The organism is Candidatus Dorea massiliensis AP6 (assembly GCF_964245105.1).
Taxonomy (GTDB): Bacteria; Bacillota; Clostridia; order Lachnospirales; family Lachnospiraceae; genus Laedolimicola; species Laedolimicola intestinihominis.
Genome location: NZ_CAXTKW010000009.1, coordinates 100,550 through 118,212, shown reverse-complemented (window position 1 = coordinate 118,212; position 17,663 = coordinate 100,550). Strand labels below are relative to the sequence as shown.

Genomic DNA, 17,663 nt, shown 5'->3' with positions numbered 1-17,663 from the left:
GAAATGTTATAAAAAATGTTAGAAACAAACAGGAAAGAGCAGTTCCTGACAAAAGGGACTGCTCTGAAGCGATGCTACAGAAAAGAGAAGAGACTCATGGCGAACTTAAATACGAGACAGAAAAAATGTTTGGAGCTCTTATTAAATGAGAAGGAATTTCGCTCCGCCAAGTATCTGGCGGAAAAACTCCAGGTATCGGACAAAACAGTTTTACAGGATATCAAGGCGATTCAGGAATATCTGAATCCATTTCATGTGACCTTGATTCGCAAGACGGGAAGCGGTATTCTGCTTCCGGAGAAAGCCAGGGGAAATCAGAAACTGCTGAACGGCCTGCGCAGCAGCGCGGGTGAGGAAGGCCCTGTGCCTGCGGAATTCAGGCGGATGGAGATTATCAAACGTCTGCTTTTGATGGATGAGAGCTGCCTGTCGATACAGAAGCTTTCAGATGAATTCTATGTGAGCAGAGCCAGTATCGTCAATGATTTTAAGGCCATTGAGAACTGGGTGGCTGATTACGGGCTGACGCTGGTAACCAGCCGGAAGGGCAGAAGCCTGGAAGGGCCGGAAAAAGGAATTCGCCATGCGATTGCAGCCTGGGTACGGGAGAATAATCCGTCCAAGAATACGGAGATTACGCCGGGCGAGTATATGCAGTCCGGCGAAGAAGAAACACATTTTATTCATACGGGTTTTTTTACAGAGGAAGAAGTAGAACTGTCCGGCGAAGTTATGCGGTATCTGGAACAGCAATGCAGCCACACGATTACGGAGCCTTATTACAGCTATCTGCGGGATCATATACTGATCTGCGCGTCCCGAACCAGGAGAGGCCATTTTATCGAATGGGATGAGCATAAATTCCCGAAAATTCAGCCGGTGCTGCTGAATTTCGCAAAGGAACTCCTGGGAATAATCCGTAAACACTGGGAGGCGGCAGAGCAGGAGAGTTTTTATCTGTACCGCTATCTGGTATCCTCTGATATTGTGCCGGGAAAACAGGAGTATCCGAGAAAATCGGAGCAGAACTGTCTGGAGGAGACGGATTTTGCGCCGGTGCTGGTAAAGGAGTTGAGTCACTATATGCTGAAGGCTTTGCGGATCACAGTGGAGCCGGATTCTCAGCTGATGGAGGGACTGCTGGCCCATGTACGTCCGCTTCTGAACCGGGTGAAGTACGATATCCGGATTCAGAGCCGGATTCTGGAGGATATGGAGGCTAATTATGGAGAACTGCTGGGGCTGTGTCAGGCGGCGCTCTGGTGTATCTGCCGGAAATACGGCAGGAAGGAGATCAGCATCAAGGAAGTCTCTTACATTGCAATCTACTATCAGGCAATGCTGGAAGCCAAACGCATGGAAAAGAAGATTCTGGTGGTTACGAACAGCGGATTTGGGGCGACACAGCTGCTGGAAACCAAGCTGCGCCAGTATTTTCCGACTTATCGTATCCTGGACGTGGTATCCATGATTCAGCTGGAGAAGCTTGCATCCATGGAGCCTGTTGATTTTATTATTTCCACGGTGCCGCTGAAGAATATGGGAATTCCCTGTATCCAGGTGTCAGGCGTCATGTCGGACACGGATATCCGGAATATCCAGGATACCATCGCAGCCAGCTGGCTGGAGACGGATTTTTCGCTGGAGCGGCTGAGAAAGCAGTATGAAGAAGGAAATTTCGCATTGTATACGGTGGAGCAGGTAAAGGATAACTTTTTCCGCGGAACGATGCCTTATCAGGGAAAACGTCTGTCCTGGGGGCATTGTCTGCAGGTGGCTATCGGTATTAACGCAGACGAGAAAACCTATGTATACCGCAGAGAAAATGAGACGGAAGCCTGGCACCTGGTCAGCTATGCCCGTACCTACGACGGGCTGCTGGAACAGCTGGCGGAGTCCTATCAGATCCTCTGCAGCTCCAAAGGCAGAGAAATGATGGAGAGATGTTATTCGACGGAGGATTTGAAACAGCTCTTCCTGTAAATATTACAGCATGGTGCCGCCGGAACAGTCGATGACAGCGCCAATGATCTGCCGGGACAGAGGCGAACAGAGGAAAGCGGTGATGTTTCCCATATCTTCCGGTGTGGCCCAGCCGATGCGCAGATCCTTTTCTTTGGCTTTGCACTGGGGCGATTCCGGATCCCGGTAATAATTACTGAGAACATAACCGGGGACAATGGCGTTTACAAAAATGTCGTCTTCGATCAGATCATTTGCCATACGCTGGGTCAGGGTTGCGATAGCGCCCTTGGCCGTGGCGTATGGTATTTTATTGTGACTGGCGCTGTGGAAGGCTGCTTTTGCGGAAACATTGACGATATGTCCGCCATGGGCGGACTTTTTACATTCCCTTACAAAGGCCTGGGACATGGTGAAGACATGGGACAGACAGCCGTTCATGCAGGCCTGCCACTGGTCAAAGGAAAGCTCCTCCATCGGCGTATTTTCCGGCGTGCCGCCGGCTGCGTTGTTGATCAGGATATGGACGGTGGGAAAGAGGGCGAGTGCCTTTTGGTAGAAAGCCTCCACTTCTTCCGGAATGGTGACGTCGGCTTTGATGGCGTGGGCCTGTATGCCATATTGTTCCGTGAGCTCCCGGGTAAAGCGGAGCGCTCCTTCTGTATCGGAACGGTAGGCCAGCGCCAGATGGACGCCTTCGGCTGCGAGAACCCGGGCGATTCCTGCCCCGATTCCCCTGGTACCGCCTGTAATAATCGCGATTTTATCGGTCAGCTGTAAGTTCATTTAGAAAAACCTCCTTTATCTGAATCAGGCTTATTATAATACGATTCTTCGGTATGTTCAAGAATACTCCGTCAAAATATACAAAATATGAGATGCATATATGTGAAATGTAGTCAATACGTACAATACTTCTGTATCGATACGGAAGTGGTTTGGTATTTTATGACGGAAGGGAACATGCTATAGTCTAGATAAAGTCAGAGACAGCAATGGAAGGGCTTGAAGGTTTATCGGAATGTGTGAAAAATGTGCACAAGCATCAGAAAGGAGATAAAGAAATGAAAGTAGTAGCGATTACAGGTGAGCGCGAGGTTGAAGTTCGTGAAGTGAAGAAACCTGTGCTCGGTAAGAATCAGGTTATGATGAAGGTGAATGGCTGCGCGCTCTGTACCTGGGAGCAGCGTATGTACTCCGGAGTTATTAAGTATATTACACCCCCGTTTGTGGGCGGACATGAGGTGGCAGGTGAGATTGCGGAGATTGGCGAAAATGTTGATCCGAAGGCATATCCGATTGGAAAGAAAATCGTGGCAAACCTGATTAAGAAGCCCTGCGGAAAATGTTATTTCTGCCGTCACGGCATGGAAAATCTCTGCAAGATGGCAGATGATATCGATGATGGTTATGAGATTCCCGGAACAGCAGGACTTGGCGAGTATATTAAACTGAATCTGGATCAGGTATACTTCATGCCGGATGACATGCCCACAGAAAAGGCTGTGTTCGCAGAGCCGCTGGGCTGCGTTATCCAGAGCGTCAACCAGACCACCATCAACCTTGGCGATAATGTGGTCGTTATCGGCGGCGGTATCATGGGACAGCTCCATGTGATGTGCGCAAAGGCAAGAGGCGCTTACGTAATCATGAGCGAGATTGATCCGGAGAGAAGAAAGCTTGCCGAGGAGCTTGGCTGTGATCTGACCTTCAATCCGATGGAAGAGGATGCGGTTCAGTTTGTAAAGGATCACACTGACGGTATGGGTGCCGAAGCAGTATTTAATACCACAGCTGTGGCAGCTGTTGCAGAGCAGGCCATCAAGATGACAGCTCCCGGAGGAACTGTAGTGATGTACAGCTCCGTACATGCCGGCAAGGAGGTTCCGCTGGATGTAGGATATGTTCACAGCAAGGGCGTGAAGATTACAGGAACCAAGAGCCCGAGCGTTCGTTCCTTTACCGAGTCTGTAAACTGCCTGAGAAAGGGTATCATCGACCCGTCCAGACTGGTCAGCGGTGTATTTACTCCGGAGCAGTGCAAGGAAGCGTTTGAGACAGCACTTCGCCCGGATACCTTCCGCTGCATCATCGAGTATAAATAAGACAACCGAAGAACCGACAGAAAATAAGGAGGAAAACATCACATGTTAGCAAATATCAAAGACATTCTGACAAAAGCAAAAGCGGAAAACTACTGCGTTCCGGCACTTGGAATCGGTAATGAAATCAACTTCATGGCGTGCCTGCAGGCGGCAGAGGAGAAGCGTTCCCCGGTTATTATGCTGTTCATGTACGGCAAGAACGACATCATGCGTTTCGGAAAATGGGCGCGTGAGCAGGCTGCACAGGCCAGCGTTCCGGTATCCATTATCCTGGACCATGGCGCAGAGTACGAGCATGCTATCTGGGCTATCCACGCAGGCTTCACAGACATCATGGTAGACCGCTCCAAGCTTCCGTTTGAAGAAAATATGGCACAGGTAAAGGAACTGACCAAAATCGCGCATGCATGCGGTATGGGCGTAGAGGCAGAGCTGGGACATGTGGCCATGGGCGATGAGAGCGTATTTACCCGTCCGGATGAGGCGAAGAGATTCGTTGAGGAGACTGGCGTAGACGCGCTGGCTGTAGCCATCGGAACCGCGCACGGCGCGTATAAGGATACCCCGAAGCTTCAGTTTGAGCTGCTGGAGGAGCTTCGCGATACCGTTCCGGTACCCTTGGTACTGCACGGCGGATCCGGTACAGGTGATGAGAACCTGAAGAAGGCCTGCAGCATGGGAATCAATAAACTGAATGTTGCTTATGAGCTGTACACAGGAGCAATTGACAGCTATAAGAACTATAAGGAATCACTTCCGGAGAACTTCAGAAGCTGGGCACCGTACGATCTGTATGAGAAGCTGGGCGAAGGAGCAAAGGCTGTAGCGGCACATCACATGGACCTGTGCGGATCTACCGGAAAGGCATAAGGAAAGGAGGAAAAACATGAGAAACGTTGTCCTGGCAAGAATCGATGAGAGATTACTGCATGGACAAGTCTGTACCAAATGGATGCAGGCGACCCATGCGAATGTAATCGTTCTTGCAGATGATGATCTGGTAAATGATAAGTTTACCTGTAAGATCTTTATGGGAATGAAGCCGGCTGGAACGGAACTGCAGATTTTCACCGTGGATCAGGCGATTGAATATCTGAAAGAGGATTCCCCTGAAAATGAGAAAGTGATGCTTCTGACCAAATGTGCGCAGAGTTTTCTGTGCATGAATGAAGCGGGAGTCGTATATGACAAAATCATCTGCGGTTCCGCGGCAGTCAGTGGCAACAAATACGGAAAACGGAAGAAGTTAATCCGGGATCTGTTCGCAAGCGACAGTGAAAAGGACGCTATGCGGGCATTGATTGACAAGGGAGTAACCATGGTCTACCAGCTGGCGATTGACAATGCACCGGTTGACCTGGCGAAATTGTTAAAATGAGATAGGCAAGCAAAAGATATGTAATGTTACAAGGAGGGTACAGTTATGACACTATTTCAAGCATTTTTGTGCGGTGTAATTTACTGGATTGGTAACAATTCCTTCGCACGAGGCTATTTCGTATTCAGCAAACCTCTGGTTGCAGGCTTCCTGGTAGGCCTGGTATTCGGAAAACCGCTGGAGGGCGCGATGATTGGTGCGCAGATCAACATGATTTACCTGGGATGGATTGGAGCCGGCGGAGCTTCCCCGGCAGACCCCTGTGCGGCTGGCGTTCTGAGTACCGCTTTTGTTCTGGCCACCGGTCTTGATATGGACGCGGCTCTGGTTCTGGCAGTTCCGGTAGGTCTGGTAGCTATCGCGCTGTACACGATGCTGATGACAGTTCTGGCTGCATGCGGACATCTGGCACAGAAGCTTATTGATGACGGAAAAATCAATTCTCTGTGGATTCCGGCCTGGCTGCTTCCACTGATTATTACCTTTATCGGATACGGTATCCCCTGTATGCTCTGCGCGTACTTCGGTTCCGATCTGGTATACTCTCTGGCAGACATACTGAACGGCAAGATTCTGACCGTTGTATCTCTTATCGGCGGTATGCTTCCTGCAGTTGGTATTGCAATCAACCTTTCCTTCATCTTCAAGGACGAGGCGCGCATCTGGCTTCTGGTAGGCTTTATTGCAGCCGCTTACTTAAGCCTGGGCCTGATCCCGATTGCGATGATTGGTTTTGTAGGCGCGGTTCTGTATTTCTATCGTACGAAAGCGGAGGTGGCATAAATGGCTGAAGTAGTAAAGGTTTCCAAAAGCACACAGAAGAAATCTATTTTAAACTGGTTTTTATCCTGTGCCGTAGGCGGCAACTATGAGTTCATGCACGGCGTTGGATTTATGTACTCCATGGTTCCGGTTGTAAAGGAACTGTATCCGAACGATGTGGAGAAGCAGAAAGAGACCCTGACACGTCATCTGACCTTCCTGAATACCGAACCTGAGGTAGGTACGGTTATCCACGGCGTAACCATCGCCATGGAGGAGCAGGTGGCAGCAGGAGCGGACTGCGACGCAGACCAGATTGTAGGCTTGAAATCTGCGTTGATGGGACCGCTGGCAGGTATTGGTGATTCCCTGATTCAGGGTATTATTATTCCGATTGTCCTGGCCCTGTGTATTGACCTGACCAACAACGGACTGGTTCTTGGACCGATTATTTACGCGGTTGCAATGTACGCCATTATGGTTGGCTGCATGTGGGCATGCTTCAAGCTGGGTTATAATAAGGGCGGAGACGCCATCGTTGATGTGATGGCAGCAGGAACCCTGGATAAGATCATGAATGCAGCCGGTATCGTAGGATGCTGCGTTATGGGTGGTCTGATTGTAAATTACGTCAATCTGCAGTGCGCGCTGAATTTTACCATCAGCGGTACAGAGTTCAATATTCAGACAGCTCTGTTTGACGCCATCTGCCCGAAGATTCTTCCCCTTCTGCTGACTCTTGCATGTGTAAAGGCACTGCGCAGTGGAAAGAAGTCCATTCATATTATTCTGGCAATGGTAGTGTTTGCAATCATATTCGGTCTGCTTGGCATCTTCAGCGCGTAAGCGGAACGAAACAAATTTGACGGATTAGTTGAGACGGAGAGATGGCTGTCAGAGTGCAAGCACTCCGGCAGCCATTTTTGAAATCGGGATCTGACAGTACAAAGGGAAAGGAAGTTACGGATATGCGCTTTTGGAATAAACTGGAAAAAAGCTTTCTGCCCTCCCGTTCGGGCAAGCAACATGCGAAGACGGACACCCGGGAACGGTTCGACGCGGTGGACGAGGAGAAGCTTTCACACGATGGAGAGGCCATGCTGTCCTTTTACCGACAGCAGGGAATCCGCGGTCATATCCGGAGCTTTCAGATCATTTTGGACGGGGCGCCTGTTTCGAAAATTGAGATGGAGAAGCAGTGCAACATTTTGTGTGAGCCGGGCTTCCATAAGATTCACATTAAACTGGACACCATGAAAAGCCAGATCTTGAATTTGAAAGCAGAAGCGGGAGTCCGATACTTTTTTGAAATTGCATGCACCATGGAAGAAGGCCTGATTCTGAAACAGGTGGAAATGGAGCGCATAGAGGAGGAATAGAGATGGAGCTTCGTTCTGAAAATGAGCGCTGGAGCATTCCGGCGCCGGATATGGAGGCTTCTCCGCTGACTGCGGAGGGTATGCGGGAACTGGAAGCAGATTTTTCAAAGGTCAAGATTGTAAAATACATTCGGGATGTGGAATTTGCCAATATCGACGGCGTATCTCTGAAACTGCAGCTTTTGCTTCCTTCTACGGTCGGGGACGGTGAAAAGCGTCCGTTGGTGCTCTTTATCCGCGGTTCAGCCTGGCAGAAGCAGAGCGTGGTTCCGGGCATTCCGCAGCTGGTGGAAATGGCGCGGCGCGGTTTTATCGTGGCAAGCGTGGAATACCGGCCTGCTCCGGGATTTCATTTCCCAACTCAGTCGGACGACGGCTGGCTGGCGCTTGAGTTTCTGCGGGAGCATGCGGAGGAGCTTGGCTGGGATACCGATAAGCTGGCAGCCTGGGGCAGTTCCTCGGGCGCGCATACGGCGCTTCTGATGGCTATGATGCCGGAATATCGGGAGCGTAGCCTGCGGATTGGCGCAGTAGTGGACTATTACGGTCCTGCTTATCTTCCGGCTATGATTGATTATCATTCCACATCCACCGAACATCTGGATGAGCTTCTGGGCGTGCCGGTAAAGGAACATCTTGATCTGGCGGAAAAAGCGAGTCCGGTATCTTATCTTGAAGGCGAGACGCCGGCCGTATTGATTCTGCACGGGGATAAGGATAAGAGCTGCAGCTTCGAACAGAGCGTCATTCTCTATCGAAGGATGCGCGAGGCCGGAAAAGACGCAACCATGTACCGGATGCATAACGCTGCCCACGGAGGTTCTCCCTTCTGGACGCCGCAGGTTCTTGATATCGTGGAAGCCTTCCTGTGCGAAAAGCTGAACTGGAAAAAGGCCTGAGGAGAATTGTTATGGAAAAAGCAAAATTTCATCCATTTCAGATGATACGCGGCAGAAAAAAGAGCGATCAGGTGCTGGGATGGCAGTATGAGATGATTTATCTCGACGGAGATCCGCATAACCCGGAGCAGGCGATTGTTCATGTCCGGGTATTGGAAAAAGCTATTGTAATCCGGGCGAACGACGGAAAAGAAGAAACCTTCTGTTCCGTCATGATTCCCTATCCGCTGATAAAAGACGTGAAAATCGTGGAAATGGAAACGGGCCGGGAAATGGCGATGGGAGAAACGGGCAGGATGGGCGACGTCTATGACAAGGTGCTTTTAACCTATCAGGACGGCAACGAGCTCTGTACCCTGAAGCTGCAGATGTCTATGGCTGCAGATATGTATCAGAATTCAAAATTATGCAAAAATATGCAGGAATATATAAGGAGACATTTGTGATGGTGACAGTAATCTTGGTTTCCCATGGCGGAATGGCAAAGGGAATGGTAGAAAGTACGACAATGCTGATTGGAGATCAGCCGGATCTGGATTTTATCACGTTTGAGCCGGGCGAAGGACCGGACGATTTGACAGCAAAGGTAGAAAAAAGACTGAAAGAGGAGCTGAAAAAGGGAGACGTCATCATTATGACGGATATTCCCAACGGAACACCCTTTAACTGCGTAAGCAGACTGATGGAGCATTATAAGTTCCGTCACCTGACCGGTATGAATCTTCCGATGGTCATCGATGTGGTGAGCCAGCTGGGAGAGGATGCAGATGCGGACGCGCTCTGTGAAGGTACACTGGAGCCGTCTAAGGACGCAATCATTGATGTAAATGCATGGATGAAGGAACTGGGAATTCTGGAATAAAATTCCAGCCAGAGAATGAGGTGATTATTATGAATAATTTCTATGATTCACAGAAAACAAACGTAATTTTCGGAAAAGACACTCACAAAACCGTGGGAGAAGAAATAAAGAAATATGGTAACCGCTGCCTGATCGTGCACGACGGCGGAAGCTATCTGACCAAGATTCTGGAGGATGTTCGGGCGTCCCTGGATGCCAGCGGCATCTCTTATTATGAGCTGGGAGATGTAAAGCCGAATCCCCGTCTGAGCTACTGTAAGGAGTGTATCGAGAAGGTACATCAGGATCCGGTAGACTTTATTCTGGCTGTGGGCGGCGGCTCCGTTATGGATACCGCGAAATTTATCGCTGTACAGGCCAATATGAAGGAGAGCCTGTTTGTGAACCGCGATATTTTCACTCCGGATCCCGTTATTCCTCACGGTGTTATTTCTACACTGGGCGGAACCGGAAGCGAGCAGTCTCTGTGTGCGATGGTAGTAGATGACAGTCTGGAGGTTCCGGAGAAGGTTGGTCTTTACAACCTGGGCTTCTTCTTTGATTTCGCAATCATCAATCCGGAATTTGCCTATACCCTGCCGCCGAAGATGATGGCCTGCGGCGCTATGGATATCATGTCCCACTGCTGGGAAGTATACTTTGCCCCCATCAATGGAAATGAGATTATGGAGGGTTACTTCGAGGCTATCGTAAAGGCGGTTCTGAAGGAAGGTCTGGTGGCAAAAGAGGAACCGACTAACTACGATGCCCGTGCAAACCTGAATCTGGCCGCGATTATGGCCATGTCCAACACGAAGCCGGCAGCCGGAGAGATGGGAGACTGGGTATGCCATCATATGGAGAATCCGATTACTGTTACCTTCAAGAGAACTCACGGCGAGATTCTTTCCATTATCACAGATGCCTGGGTGAAATATGCATGGAAGAGCAATCCGGCCAAATTCGTACGTTGGGCTGTAAATTGCATGGGCGCGCGTCTCTATGATAACCAGGAGGATACCGTCATGGAAGGCCTTCGCAATTTGGAAGACTGGCAGAAGCGTATGGGTCTGCCCACCAGACTCAGCGACATTGGTATCAAGGCGGAGGACTGCAAGATCTGCGCAGAGAATGCCATGAAGATTTCCGGCACAGGAAAGGCGGGCGCATATTCAGGTTATGACGTGGATATGGTAATGGAGGTTTATAAGCTTGCAGAATAATTTCAATAAGACAATATCTAATCATCTGCCATGATTTATACAACTCACAGAGAAGCCGCGGCTTTCGAAAAATGTTTCGGAAACCGCGGTTTCTCTGTTTCAAGCGTGTTCATGGAGAAAATATTTTATGCGTTGACGAATGAAAAAAAGTTCGGTATGATAAACAGGATCATACGAAATATAAGATAAGAAGCGGAAGCTTTACGGAAGACCGCTATCAGAAGGGAAAGAGGAAAAAATGGCAGGATCGATTTATGGCAAGCATTTTGCAATCTCTACCTGGGGGGAATCCCATGGAAAAGGAGTAGGCGTAGTAATTGACGGCTGTCCGGCAGGACTGCCTTTATGCGAAGCGGATATTCAGGAATATCTTAACCGGAGAAAACCCGGACAATCTCAGTTTACAACCAGCAGAACCGAAGGAGATAAGGCGGAAATTCTTTCCGGTGTTTTTGAGGGACGGACAACAGGAACTCCAATTTCGATTCTGGTAGCCAATACTTCCCAGCGTTCACAGGATTACAGCGAAATCGCGTCTTATTATCGTCCGGGACATGCGGATTATACTTTTGATATGAAGTATGGTTTTCGGGATTACCGGGGCGGCGGACGTTCCTCGGGACGTGAGACCATCGGGCGCGTGGCCGCAGGAGCTGTGGCGGCGAAGATTCTGAAGGAACTGGGTATTACGGTCTGTGCCTATACCCGATCCATCGGACCTGTGGAAATAGATGAGAAGCAGTTCGACATGGAAGAAATTCAGAAGAATTCTTTCTATATGCCGGATAAAGAGGCAGCAGAAAAGGCGGGAGAATACACGGGACAGTGTATGGAAGAAAAGGATTCCGTCGGCGGCGTAGTGGAATGTATCGTAGACGGCATGCCCACAGGTGTCGGCGAGCCCTGCTTTGAAAAGCTGGACGCGAATCTGGCCAAGGCGGTTCTGTCGATTGGGGCAGTGAAAGGTTTTGAAATTGGAAGCGGCTTCGCGGCAGCGAAGGCCCGCGGAAAGCAGAACAACGATCCCTTTGTAAATCATGGAAATGGTATTGAAAAGGAATCTAACCATGCAGGCGGCACGCTGGGCGGTATCAGCGATGGAAGCCGAATTGTGCTTCGCGCTGCCGTGAAACCCACATCTTCCATTGCAGCGCAGCAGCATACCGTGAACCAGAAAGGGGAAAATATCGAAATCAGCGTGAAAGGTCGTCACGATCCGGTGATTGTGCCGCGCGCGGTAGTTGTGGTAGAGGCCATGACTGCACTGACAATTGTGGACGCGCTGATGGAGGGCATGAGCGCCCGTATGGATTTTATAGAGAAAATTTGGGGACGATAAGATGGGACAGAAAGCCGACGAGGCGGCACTTATACGGGTCAGGTGAAGCGGGATACCTTCCGGAGATTCATATATACAAGCCCCATGGCGACAGCGGGAGATGCCCATGTACCATAAGGTGATTGAAGAATTAAAAGCGAGAGGTTTGAAATAAGTATGTATAAAATATTAAAGAAAGACGGCCGCGCCAAGCGTGCCGAATTTACAACTGTACACGGTACGGTACAGACGCCGGTGTTCATGAATGTGGGAACCGTGGCGGCCATTAAGGGCGCGGTAGCCACCTCCGATCTGGAGCAGATCGGAACCCAGATCGAGCTTTCCAACACCTATCATCTCCATGTGAGACCGGGCGACGAGGTGGTGAAGAAGCTGGGCGGACTTCACAAATTTATGTCCTGGGACAAGCCGATTCTGACAGATTCCGGCGGATTTCAGGTATTTTCTCTGTCCTCCTTACGCAAAATAAAGGAAGAGGGCGTATATTTTAACTCCCATATTGACGGACGGAAGATTTTCATGGGACCGGAGGAGAGTATGCAGATTCAGTCCAATCTGGCCTCCACCATTGCCATGGCCTTCGACGAGTGCGCTCCGGCCCTGGCGGAGCGGGATTATGTAGAGAAATCCGTGGCCCGCACCACCCGCTGGCTTGCCCGCTGTAAGGCGGAAATGCAGAGGCTGAACAGCCTTCCGGACACCATCAACCAGAACCAGCTGCTGTTTGGAATCAACCAGGGAGCGATTTATGAGGATATCCGGATCGAGCACGCCAAGGAGATTTCTCAGATGGATCTGGACGGCTACGCCATCGGCGGACTGGCAGTAGGCGAGTCCCATGAGGATATGTACCGGATCATCGAGGCGGTGACGCCGTATCTTCCCGAGGACAAGCCCACCTATCTGATGGGCGTGGGAACGCCGGCCAATATCCTGGAGGCGGTAGACCGGGGCGTGGACTTCTTCGACTGCGTATATCCCAGCCGCAACGGACGCCATGGACATCTCTACACCAACCTGGGTAAGATCAATCTGTTCAACGCGAAGTACGAGCTGGATGACCGGCCCATCGAGGAGGGCTGCCAGTGTCCGGCCTGCCGCCGCTACAGCAGGGCCTATATCCGCCATCTGTTAAAGGCGAAGGAGATGCTGGGTATGCGTCTCTGCGTCCTTCATAACCTGTATTTCTACAATACCATGATGACTGAGATCCGGGACGCTATTGACCGGGGCGAGTACCAGGCCTACAAGAAGCGGAAGCTGGACGGCCTGATGAACGGCCAGTCATAAAATCAGCAGAAAACCGCAGAAAATACAGCCGGAATACTTGACCGGAGATCGGGAAGTATGCTAGTATAATAGAAGCGCCCGCAGATAAAAGATAAGAACGGGTATATTTCAGGAGGAATGAACATGAATTTACTTGCAACAGGCAATGCAGCAATGGGATGGGGAACCATCATTCTTTACGTAGTAGTAATCGGAGCATTTATGTATTTTGCAGCTATCCGTCCGCAGAAGAAGGAGCAGAAGCGTCTGAACGCTATGCTTTCTACGATGGAAGTAGGCGATGTAGTCGTAACCACAAGTGGATTTTACGGCGTTCTCATTGACATCACAGAGGACGACGTTATCGTAGAGTTCGGCAGCAACCGCAACTGCAGAATCCCGATGAAGAAAGCAGCGATCGCAGAGGTGGAGAAGAACAATGAGTAAGAAACCGACAGTACTGATGATTCTGGATGGCTACGGTCTGAATGAGAATCCGGAGGGCAATGCCATTGCGATGGCGAAGACTCCGGTTATGGACGGTCTGATGAAGGACTACCCCTTTGTAAAGGGCAATGCCAGCGGACTGGCAGTTGGTCTTCCGGACGGACAGATGGGCAACTCTGAGGTTGGTCATATGAACATGGGTGCGGGACGCATCGTATATCAGGAGTTGACCCGTATCACAAAGGAGATCCAGGATGGAGACTTCTTTGAAAATGAAGCGCTTGTAAAGGCTGTGGAGAACGCGAAAGCAAAGGACTCCGCACTGCACCTGTTCGGACTGGTATCCGACGGCGGCGTACACAGCCACAATACCCATATCTACGGACTGCTGGAGCTGGCAAAGCGCCACGGTCTTACGAAGGTCTATGTACACTGCTTCCTGGATGGCCGTGACACACCGCCCACCTCCGGAAAGGATTTTGTACAGGAGTTGACAGACAAGATGCAGGAGATCGGCGTCGGAGAAGTGGCTTCCGTTATGGGACGTTACTACGCCATGGACCGCGACAACCGCTGGGATCGGGTAGAAAAGGCTTACAACGCCCTGACAAAGGGAGAGGGCAACGAGGCGGCTGACGGCGTCAGTGCTATCGCAGCTTCCTACGCAGAGGGTGTGAACGATGAGTTTGTTCTTCCGGCAGTGGTAAAGAAGGACGGCAAGCCGGTGGCTGTCATTCAGGATGGCGACTCTGTGATCTTCTTCAACTTCCGGCCGGATCGCGCAAGAGAGATTTCCAGAGCGTTCTGCTGTGATGAGTTCGACGGCTTCCCCCGTGAGAAGCGCCTGAATCTGACCTATGTATGCTTTACCGAATATGACGCAACCATTCCGAACAAGCTGGTAGCTTTCCACAAGGTAGAGCTTCACAATACCTTTGGCGAGTATCTGGCAGCTCATAATATGACACAGGTTCGTATCGCCGAGACAGAGAAGTACGCACATGTAACCTTCTTCTTCAACGGTGGCGTTGAGGAGCCGAACAAGGGCGAGGATCGCATTCTTGTGAAGTCTCCGAAGGTAGCAACTTATGACCTGCAGCCCGAAATGAGCGCTCCGGCTGTCTGCGACAAGCTGGTAGAGGCCATTAAGTCTGATAAGTACGATGTAATTATCATCAACTTCGCGAACCCGGATATGGTAGGCCATACCGGTGTGATTCCGGCTGCAGTACAGGCTATTGAGACCGTAGACGGCTGCGTGGGACGCGCGGTTGAGGCAGTGAAAGAGGCAGGCGGTCAGATGTTTATCTGCGCGGATCACGGCAATGCCGAGATGATGATTGATTATAAGACAGGCGAGCCCTGGACAGCACATACCACCAATCCGGTTCCGTTTATTCTGGTAAACGCAGATCCGGCATACGGTCTGAGAGAGAATGGCTGTCTGGCAGATATCATTCCGACGCTCATCGAGCTGATGGGAATGGAGCAGCCGAAAGAGATGACCGGCAAATCTCTGCTGGTTAAGGAGGTTTAAGCATGGGAGTAATCCGAGCTATTTTAATGGTTCTTTTTGTACTGGTGTGTATCGCGCTGACGGTTGTGGTACTGATGCAGGAAGGCAAGTCCAACGGTCTGGGAGCGATTGCAGGCGGCAATTCTTTCTGGGAGCAGAATAAGAGCCGTTCCGCAGAGGGTAAGATTGTACTTGCGACCAAGATTCTGGCAATTGCCTTTATCGTACTGGCACTGGTACTGAATTTGAACATTTTTTAATGTAATAGATCTTTTATTACATTTTACGACAGATAAAGCACTCCCGGGATGACCGTGGGTGCTTTCTGCGTTATGGCAATGAGGCATGCCGGATTTACGTAATATGCCGGAGGAATTATGGCAGACAAAACATTTGAAGAGCGAAAGAAAATTATATATGATTTTATCAATGATCCGCGCTATGTGCCCATGAAGCAGAAGGAGCTGGCGATCATCCTGCAGGTGGAGAAGAGGGACCGGGAGGAATTGAATAAAGTTCTGGATGAACTTCTCTCCGAAGGAAAAATCTCGCTGTCCAAGCGGGGACGCTACGGAAAAGCGGAGATCAAAAAGGTGGTTGGCGTGTATACAAGCCATGCCAAAGGCTTCGGTTTTGTGTCGGTAGAAGGCGAGGAACAGGACATTTTCATCGGGGAAAATGACGCCGGAGACGCATTTCTGGGCGATACGGTGGAAGTAGTGATCAAGGGTCATGCGGGCAAACGGCCCGAGGGCGTCATTACGAAGGTTCTGTCCCACGGCGTGACGGAGGTCATAGGCACCTTTGAGCGCAGCAAGAACTTCGGCTTTGTGGTCCCGGATAATCAGCGGATCAACCACGATATCTTTATTCCTCTGGAGAAAATCGGCCCGGCAGTCAGCGGACAAAAAGTCGTGGCCGAGATCACTGATTACGGCAAGGGCCGGAAGAATCCCGAGGGTAAGATTACGCAGGTGCTGGGCGAGGCCGATGATCCGGCTACGGAAGTGCTGGCGATTATGCTGGCTTACGCTATCCCCACCGAGTTTCCGGAGCGGGTGCTGAACCAGGCGGAGCGGGTGGCAAAGCCGGTATCAGAGGCGGACCGGGCCGGACGGCTGGATCTGCGCGATGAGGTCTGCGTCACCATCGACGGCGAGGACGCAAAGGATCTGGACGATGCGGTTTCCCTGCGGAGGGATGGTGATAACTATGTACTGGGCGTGCATATCGCTGACGTGACCAACTATGTGCAGGAGAACAGCGCTCTGGATCACGAGGCCCTTGACCGGGGCACCAGCGTCTATCTGGCGGATCGGGTGGTTCCCATGCTGCCGCGCAATCTCTCCAACGGGATCTGTTCTCTGAATGCAGGGGAGGAGCGCCTGGCCTTGAGCTGCATCATGACCATGGATGAGAAAGGTAAGATTATCGGTCATACCATTGCGGAGACGGTGATCTGTGTGAATCGCAGACTCAGCTACACAGGGGTACAGAAGGTGCTGGACAATGATCCGGTGGAGACAGCGCTCTATCCGGAGCTGGTTCCCATGTTAAAGGAGATGGCGGAGGTATCGGCCCTCCTTCGAAAGCGGAGAAGAAAGCGGGGCTCCATTGATTTTGATTTCCCGGAGACCAAGGTGATTTTGGATGAAAAGGGATATCCCATTGATATTAAGCCTTACGAGCGAAATGCGGCCACAAGACTGATCGAGGACTTCATGTTGGCGGCCAATGAGACTGTGGCGGAGGACTATTACTGGCAGGCTCAGCCCTTTGTATACCGGATTCATGAGAAGCCGGACAGTGAAAAAATGAGCCGTCTGGGAACCTTTATCCGGAATTTCGGGTACGCGCTTCATACATCGGGCGATGAGATTCATCCGGGCGAGGTACAGAAGCTGCTGGATAAGATTGCAGGGACTCCGGAGGAGGCCATGATCAGCCGCCTGACCCTGCGCTCCATGAAGCAGGCCAAGTACGCCACCGACTGCACCGGACATTTCGGACTGGCAGCTACCCATTACTGTCATTTTACTTCGCCCATCCGGCGGTATCCGGATCTGCAGATTCACCGGATTATCAAGGAGAACCTGCGGGGGCGCTTAAACGGCGACCGGGTGGTACATTACGAGGCGATTCTGCCGGAGGTGGCCAAGCGCTCCAGCGAGCTGGAGCGGCGGGCCGAGGAGGCGGAGCGGGAGACCGTGAAGCTAAAGAAGGTGGAGTACATGGAGCAGCATATCGGCGAAGCGTTTGACGGCGTCATTTCTGGCGTGACAGCTTACGGTCTGTATGTGGAGCTGAACAATACAGTGGAGGGCCTGGTGCATGTGAATTCGCTGACAGACGATTTTTACGAGTATGATGAAGCCGGAAGCGAGCTTCGGGGCGCTCGGACCGGAAAGGTCTGGCGCATCGGTGAGCGGGTGCGTATTCGTGTGAAGGGGACGGATCGGCTGTGCAGGACCATTGATTACGAATTATTATCGACGAAAGATACAGAGTAACGGTTCAGTATGGCCGGAAGAATTGACTGCTGA

General features: G+C 50.9%; 18 protein-coding genes. 17 read left to right on the top strand and 1 reads right to left on the bottom strand.

Translation table 11 applies throughout. From position 1 onward, the window contains the following. Nucleotides 1-96: 96 nt before the first annotated feature. The gene (locus tag ACESZP_RS10770) at nt 97-1,983 is read left to right on the top strand and encodes a BglG family transcription antiterminator (protein ID WP_499709016.1); all 1,887 of its coding nucleotides are present in this window, start codon (nt 97-99) and stop codon (nt 1,981-1,983) included. Between the two features lie 3 nt (nt 1,984-1,986). Here ACESZP_RS10770 and ACESZP_RS10765 read toward each other — a convergent pair whose 3' ends face one another. After that, on the bottom strand, nt 1,987-2,748 hold the full coding sequence (locus ACESZP_RS10765; protein WP_499709015.1) for an SDR family NAD(P)-dependent oxidoreductase: 762 nt from the start codon (nt 2,746-2,748) through the stop codon (nt 1,987-1,989). A gap of 278 nt (nt 2,749-3,026) precedes the next feature. On the opposite strand from ACESZP_RS10765, the gene ACESZP_RS10760 reads away from it, so the two are divergent. The 16 genes from ACESZP_RS10760 (at nt 3,027) to rnr (ending at nt 17,630) form a co-directional block, all read left to right on the top strand. Beyond that, nucleotides 3,027-4,067, top strand: coding sequence for a zinc-dependent alcohol dehydrogenase (locus ACESZP_RS10760; protein WP_349164198.1), 1,041 nt, complete (start codon nt 3,027-3,029; stop codon nt 4,065-4,067). A gap of 42 nt (nt 4,068-4,109) precedes the next feature. Beyond that, entirely contained in the window at nt 4,110-4,937 is an 828-nt protein-coding gene (locus ACESZP_RS10755) for a ketose-bisphosphate aldolase (protein ID WP_178039365.1), read from the top strand. Between the two features lie 16 nt (nt 4,938-4,953). Then, a complete protein-coding gene (locus ACESZP_RS10750) occupies nt 4,954-5,445 on the top strand; it encodes a PTS sugar transporter subunit IIB (protein ID WP_499709014.1) in 492 nt (163 codons plus the stop codon). 45 nt (nt 5,446-5,490) lie between these two features. Beyond that, nucleotides 5,491-6,228, top strand: a complete 738-nt coding sequence (locus tag ACESZP_RS10745) for a PTS mannose/fructose/sorbose/N-acetylgalactosamine transporter subunit IIC (RefSeq protein ID WP_499709013.1) — start codon at nt 5,491-5,493, stop codon at nt 6,226-6,228. Beyond that, nucleotides 6,229-7,053 carry a PTS system mannose/fructose/sorbose family transporter subunit IID gene (locus tag ACESZP_RS10740; protein WP_349164197.1) on the top strand — a complete coding sequence of 275 codons (825 nt, stop codon included), beginning with the start codon at nt 6,229-6,231 and terminating at the stop codon, nt 7,051-7,053. Nucleotides 7,054-7,175: 122 nt separating this feature from the next. Then, nucleotides 7,176-7,586 (top strand): hypothetical protein, encoded by a 411-nt coding sequence (locus ACESZP_RS10735; protein WP_499709012.1) that lies wholly within the window; start codon nt 7,176-7,178, stop codon nt 7,584-7,586. A gap of 2 nt (nt 7,587-7,588) precedes the next feature. Further along, nucleotides 7,589-8,485: an alpha/beta hydrolase fold domain-containing protein gene (locus ACESZP_RS10730; RefSeq protein WP_178039370.1), complete on the top strand. Its 897-nt coding sequence runs from the start codon at nt 7,589-7,591 to the stop codon at nt 8,483-8,485. Between the two features lie 11 nt (nt 8,486-8,496). Continuing rightward, nucleotides 8,497-8,931 carry a hypothetical protein gene (locus tag ACESZP_RS10725; RefSeq protein ID WP_178039371.1) on the top strand — a complete coding sequence of 145 codons (435 nt, stop codon included), beginning with the start codon at nt 8,497-8,499 and terminating at the stop codon, nt 8,929-8,931. Further along, nucleotides 8,931-9,347, top strand: coding sequence for a PTS sugar transporter subunit IIA (locus ACESZP_RS10720; RefSeq protein WP_499709011.1), 417 nt, complete (start codon nt 8,931-8,933; stop codon nt 9,345-9,347). Before ACESZP_RS10725 ends, ACESZP_RS10720 begins: the two co-directional genes overlap by 1 nt. A 29-nt stretch (nt 9,348-9,376) precedes the next feature. Beyond that, nucleotides 9,377-10,549 carry an iron-containing alcohol dehydrogenase gene (locus ACESZP_RS10715; protein ID WP_349164193.1) on the top strand — a complete coding sequence of 391 codons (1,173 nt, stop codon included), beginning with the start codon at nt 9,377-9,379 and terminating at the stop codon, nt 10,547-10,549. 238 nt (nt 10,550-10,787) lie between these two features. After that, nucleotides 10,788-11,888, top strand: a complete 1,101-nt coding sequence (gene aroC, locus ACESZP_RS10710; protein ID WP_178039374.1) for a chorismate synthase — start codon at nt 10,788-10,790, stop codon at nt 11,886-11,888. Between the two features lie 156 nt (nt 11,889-12,044). Further along, nucleotides 12,045-13,178 (top strand): tRNA guanosine(34) transglycosylase Tgt, encoded by a 1,134-nt coding sequence (gene tgt / locus ACESZP_RS10705; protein WP_178039375.1) that lies wholly within the window; start codon nt 12,045-12,047, stop codon nt 13,176-13,178. A 123-nt stretch (nt 13,179-13,301) separates the two neighbouring features. Further along, on the top strand, nt 13,302-13,604 hold the full coding sequence (gene yajC / locus ACESZP_RS10700; protein ID WP_435391114.1) for a preprotein translocase subunit YajC: 303 nt from the start codon (nt 13,302-13,304) through the stop codon (nt 13,602-13,604). Next, on the top strand, nt 13,597-15,141 hold the full coding sequence (gene gpmI, locus ACESZP_RS10695; protein WP_440321798.1) for a 2,3-bisphosphoglycerate-independent phosphoglycerate mutase: 1,545 nt from the start codon (nt 13,597-13,599) through the stop codon (nt 15,139-15,141). The genes yajC and gpmI overlap by 8 nt, the downstream gene beginning before the upstream one ends. A 2-nt stretch (nt 15,142-15,143) precedes the next feature. Then, complete coding sequence (gene secG, locus ACESZP_RS10690) at nt 15,144-15,380, top strand: preprotein translocase subunit SecG (protein ID WP_158362216.1); 237 nt, start codon at nt 15,144-15,146, stop codon at nt 15,378-15,380. Between the two features lie 117 nt (nt 15,381-15,497). Beyond that, nucleotides 15,498-17,630: a ribonuclease R gene (rnr, locus tag ACESZP_RS10685; RefSeq protein WP_499709010.1), complete on the top strand. Its 2,133-nt coding sequence runs from the start codon at nt 15,498-15,500 to the stop codon at nt 17,628-17,630. The last annotated feature ends 33 nt before the right edge of the window (nt 17,631-17,663 follow it).

Coding starts and splice junctions, on each gene's coding strand:
- ACESZP_RS10770 (WP_499709016.1), top strand. CDS start 97: ATGGCGAACTTAAATACGAGACAGAAAAAATGTTTGGAGCTCTTATTA.
- ACESZP_RS10765 (WP_499709015.1), bottom strand. CDS start 2,748: ATGAACTTACAGCTGACCGATAAAATCGCGATTATTACAGGCGGTACC.
- ACESZP_RS10760 (WP_349164198.1), top strand. CDS start 3,027: ATGAAAGTAGTAGCGATTACAGGTGAGCGCGAGGTTGAAGTTCGTGAA.
- ACESZP_RS10755 (WP_178039365.1), top strand. CDS start 4,110: ATGTTAGCAAATATCAAAGACATTCTGACAAAAGCAAAAGCGGAAAAC.
- ACESZP_RS10750 (WP_499709014.1), top strand. CDS start 4,954: ATGAGAAACGTTGTCCTGGCAAGAATCGATGAGAGATTACTGCATGGA.
- ACESZP_RS10745 (WP_499709013.1), top strand. CDS start 5,491: ATGACACTATTTCAAGCATTTTTGTGCGGTGTAATTTACTGGATTGGT.
- ACESZP_RS10740 (WP_349164197.1), top strand. CDS start 6,229: ATGGCTGAAGTAGTAAAGGTTTCCAAAAGCACACAGAAGAAATCTATT.
- ACESZP_RS10735 (WP_499709012.1), top strand. CDS start 7,176: ATGCGCTTTTGGAATAAACTGGAAAAAAGCTTTCTGCCCTCCCGTTCG.
- ACESZP_RS10730 (WP_178039370.1), top strand. CDS start 7,589: ATGGAGCTTCGTTCTGAAAATGAGCGCTGGAGCATTCCGGCGCCGGAT.
- ACESZP_RS10725 (WP_178039371.1), top strand. CDS start 8,497: ATGGAAAAAGCAAAATTTCATCCATTTCAGATGATACGCGGCAGAAAA.
- ACESZP_RS10720 (WP_499709011.1), top strand. CDS start 8,931: ATGGTGACAGTAATCTTGGTTTCCCATGGCGGAATGGCAAAGGGAATG.
- ACESZP_RS10715 (WP_349164193.1), top strand. CDS start 9,377: ATGAATAATTTCTATGATTCACAGAAAACAAACGTAATTTTCGGAAAA.
- aroC (WP_178039374.1), top strand. CDS start 10,788: ATGGCAGGATCGATTTATGGCAAGCATTTTGCAATCTCTACCTGGGGG.
- tgt (WP_178039375.1), top strand. CDS start 12,045: ATGTATAAAATATTAAAGAAAGACGGCCGCGCCAAGCGTGCCGAATTT.
- yajC (WP_435391114.1), top strand. CDS start 13,302: ATGAATTTACTTGCAACAGGCAATGCAGCAATGGGATGGGGAACCATC.
- gpmI (WP_440321798.1), top strand. CDS start 13,597: ATGAGTAAGAAACCGACAGTACTGATGATTCTGGATGGCTACGGTCTG.
- secG (WP_158362216.1), top strand. CDS start 15,144: ATGGGAGTAATCCGAGCTATTTTAATGGTTCTTTTTGTACTGGTGTGT.
- rnr (WP_499709010.1), top strand. CDS start 15,498: ATGGCAGACAAAACATTTGAAGAGCGAAAGAAAATTATATATGATTTT.